Origin of the sequence: Jeotgalibacillus proteolyticus (assembly GCF_002926065.1) — a bacterium.
GTDB lineage: Bacteria > Bacillota > Bacilli > Bacillales > Jeotgalibacillaceae > Jeotgalibacillus > Jeotgalibacillus proteolyticus.
The window spans coordinates 1-3,094 of record NZ_PREZ01000017.1 but is presented as its reverse complement, the minus strand read 5'-3'; the positions used below and the strand labels follow the sequence as shown (position 1 = coordinate 3,094).

The window sequence follows — 3,094 nt, the reverse complement described above, 5'->3', positions numbered from 1 at the left end:
ATAGGTTAAGTCCTCGATCGATTAGTATTCGTCAGCTGCACATGTCGCCATGCTTCCACCTCGAACCTATCTACCTGATCATCTTTCAGGGATCTTACCACTTGCGTGTGGGAAATCTCATCTTGAGGGGGGCTTCATGCTTAGATGCTTTCAGCACTTATCCCGTCCGCACATAGCTACCCAGCGATGCCAATGGCTTGACAACTGGTACACCAGCGGTGCGTCCATCCCGGTCCTCTCGTACTAAGGACAGCTCCTCTCAAATTTCCTGCGCCCACGACGGATAGGGACCGAACTGTCTCACGACGTTCTGAACCCAGCTCGCGTACCGCTTTAATGGGCGAACAGCCCAACCCTTGGGACCGACTACAGCCCCAGGATGCGATGAGCCGACATCGAGGTGCCAAACCTCCCCGTCGATGTGGACTCTTGGGGGAGATAAGCCTGTTATCCCCGGGGTAGCTTTTATCCGTTGAGCGATGGCCCTTCCATGCGGAACCACCGGATCACTAAGCCCGTCTTTCGACCCTGCTCGACTTGTAGGTCTCGCAGTCAAGCTCCCTTATGCCTTTACACTCTTCGAATGATTTCCAACCATTCTGAGGGAACCTTTGGGCGCCTCCGTTACTCTTTAGGAGGCGACCGCCCCAGTCAAACTGCCCGCCTGACACTGTCTCCCACCCGGATCACGGGTGAGGGTTAGAAGTTCAACACAGCCAGGGTAGTATCCCACCAATGCCTCCACCGAAGCTGGCGCTCCGGTTTCAAAGGCTCCTACCTATCCTGTACAAGCTGTGCCAAAATTCAATATCAGGCTACAGTAAAGCTCCACGGGGTCTTTCCGTCCTGTCGCGGGTAACCTGCATCTTCACAGGTACTATAATTTCACCGAGTCTCTCGTTGAGACAGTGCCCAGATCGTTACACCTTTCGTGCGGGTCGGAACTTACCCGACAAGGAATTTCGCTACCTTAGGACCGTTATAGTTACGGCCGCCGTTTACTGGGGCTTCAATTCGTACCTTCGCTTGCGCTAAGCACTCCTCTTAACCTTCCAGCACCGGGCAGGTGTCAGCCCCTATACTTCACCTTACGGTTTCGCAGAGACCTGTGTTTTTGCTAAACAGTCGCCTGGGCCTATTCACTGCGGCTCTCTCGGGCTTGCACCCTACCAGAGCACCCCTTCTCCCGAAGTTACGGGGTCATTTTGCCGAGTTCCTTAACGAGAGTTCACTCGCTCACCTTAGGATTCTCTCCTCGCCTACCTGTGTCGGTTTGCGGTACGGGCACCTTACATCTCGCTAGAGGCTTTTCTTGGCAGTGTGGAATCAAAGACTTCGGTACTAAAGTTCCCTCGTCATCACAGCTCCGCTTACACGGAAACGGGATTTGCCTCGTTTCCTGCCTAACTGCTTAAACGCACATATCCAACAGTGCGCTCTCCTATCCTCCTGCGTCCCCCCATCACTCAAATGATGCGTTGGTGGTACAGGAATATCAACCTGTTGTCCATCGCCTACGCCTATCGGCCTCGGCTTAGGTCCCGACTAACCCTGAGCGGACGAGCCTTCCTCAGGAAACCTTGGGCATTCGGTGGAAGAGATTCTCACTCTTCTTTCGCTACTCATACCGGCATTCTCACTTCTAAGTGCTCCACCAGTCCTTCCGGTCTGACTTCACAGCGCTTAGAACGCTCTCCTACCACGACATCTCAGAAGAGATGTCATCCACAGCTTCGGTGAATCGTTTAGCCCCGGTACATTTTCGGCGCAGGGTCACTCGACCAGTGAGCTATTACGCACTCTTTAAATGGTGGCTGCTTCTAAGCCAACATCCTGGTTGTCTAAGCAACCCCACATCCTTTTCCACTTAACGATTACTTGGGGACCTTAGCTGGTGGTCTGGGCTGTTTCCCTTTCGACTACGGATCTTATCACTCGCAGTCTGACTCCCATGGATAAGTCTTTGGCATTCGGAGTTTGTCTGAATTCGGTAACCCGTTGGGGGCCCCTAGTCCAAACAGTGCTCTACCTCCAAGACTCTTACTACATGAGGCTAGCCCTAAAGCTATTTCGGAGAGAACCAGCTATCTCCAGGTTCGATTGGAATTTCTCCGCTACCCACACCTCATCCCCGCACTTTTCAACGTGCGTGGGTTCGGGCCTCCAGTGAGTGTTACCTCACCTTCACCCTGGACATGGGTAGATCACCTGGTTTCGGGTCTACAACCTGATACTCATTCGCCCTATTCAGACTCGCTTTCGCTGCGGCTCCGCCTTATCAGCTTAACCTTGCATCAAATCGTAACTCGCCGGTTCATTCTACAAAAGGCACGCCATCACCCGTAAATGGGCTCTGACTACTTGTAGGCACACGGTTTCAGGATCTATTTCACTCCCCTTCCGGGGTGCTTTTCACCTTTCCCTCACGGTACTGGTTCACTATCGGTCACTAGGGAGTATTTAGCCTTGGGAGATGGTCCTCCCGGATTCCGACGGAATTTCACGTGTTCCGCCGTACTCAGGATCCACTCTGGAGGGACATAGCTTTCGACTACAGGATTGTTACCTTCTCTGATGGGCCTTTCCAGACCGCTTCGTCTAACTACGTCCTTTGTAACTCCGTATAGAGTGTCCTACAACCCCAAGAGGCAAGCCTCTTGGTTTGGGCTGATCCCGTTTCGCTCGCCGCTACTCAGGGAATCGCATTTGCTTTCTCTTCCTCCAGGTACTTAGATGTTTCAGTTCCCTGGGTCTGCCTTCAACCGCTTATGTATTCAGCGGAAGATCATATCCCATTACGGATACGGGGTTCCCCCATTCGGAAATCTTCGGATCACAGCTTACTTACAGCTCCCCGAAGCATATCGGTGTTAGTACCGTCCTTCATCGGCTCCTAGTGCCAAGGCATCCACCGTGCGCCCTTTCTAACTTAACCAAAAATGGTTGATCAGCTTCGCGCTTCTTCGTCCGCTTCGTTTCGTCACATCCTCACGCACGCTAAGTGCGCTCCGGTGTTCCTCAACTCACGTCCTCGAATCACTCGCTGCTAAACCATTTTTACGCATAAAGCCTAAAAATGGTTTAGTGGATTTTC

General features: G+C 52.6%; 1 rRNA gene. It reads right to left on the bottom strand.

From position 1 onward, the window contains the following. Position 1: 1 nt before the first annotated feature. A 23S ribosomal RNA gene (locus C4B60_RS21220) occupies positions 2–2,935 on the bottom strand. Positions 2,936–3,094 lie beyond the last annotated feature (159 nt).